Genomic DNA, 770 nt, shown 5'->3' on the forward strand with positions numbered 1-770 from the left:
ATTTCATTCTTGCGTTATGCCAAGAGTTCGAAGATGATTTGATTATCGTGCTGGATGGAGCTCCGTATTTTCAGGCATCGGCCGTCACGGACCTAGCGGCCCGTGACGACCTCACCTTCGTAAGGTTACCGGCGTATTCTCCCGAACTCAATCCAGTCGGGGAATGCTGGAGGCAGCTCCAAGCAGCCCTTAGCAACCGGTTCTTTGACTCGCTTCTTGAGCTCACAACAGCGATTGATACCGCTCTTGATCAACTATCTCTACCAAAGGTGAGTAATTACTTCTAATGACCACTATAGCTATGAGTGATGAAGATCTGTTCAGAGTTGACAGGGTCGTCCGAGTTCTTGTTCGTACTTCGTTTTGATCTGCTCGAACAAGTCCTCGCCAAACTCCGTCTGGAAGCGTGGCGCGGCTGTGGCAAAGAACTCGTCCAGGTTCTCGAATTCGGCGAAGTGATCGTTCGCCTCGGCGTCGTCGTACCGATTTTGGCGCTCGTACTTGAGCGCCTGGAGACAGTTATCGATTAGGTCCATGTCCTTGACGAACTGTGCGGTCGGGGTATCACGGGCTTCGTACTCCTCCCAGAGGGACAGCAGCTCACTGTCCTCGAAGGGTTCCACGAGGTCAGATACTGCGCTGCGTTCAGCCAACTCTTTTTCGCACGTTGGGATGGTCTGGCGTCCGTCCTCCGCGCGGGTTGCGATATCGCCCGTGCGAGCTTCGCCGAGGTCGTGGATGAGTGCCATCGTCACTGCCTTCTGGCGGTC

General features: G+C 54.4%; 2 protein-coding genes. One reads left to right on the forward strand and one right to left on the reverse strand.

The window, feature by feature from the left end:
* The coding region (locus C492_RS15850) for a transposase (protein WP_008425466.1) at nt 1–287 on the forward strand (287 nt) is incomplete at its 5' end.
* A gap of 33 nt (nt 288–320) precedes the next feature.
* On the opposite strand, the gene C492_RS15855 is transcribed toward C492_RS15850, so the two are convergent.
* Nucleotides 321–770 (reverse strand): HD domain-containing protein (locus C492_RS15855; protein WP_008425468.1); only part of this gene is annotated, 450 nt, incomplete at its 5' end.

The sequence above is a fragment of the Natronococcus jeotgali DSM 18795 genome (genome assembly GCF_000337695.1).
Taxonomy (GTDB): Archaea; Halobacteriota; Halobacteria; order Halobacteriales; family Natrialbaceae; genus Natronococcus; species Natronococcus jeotgali.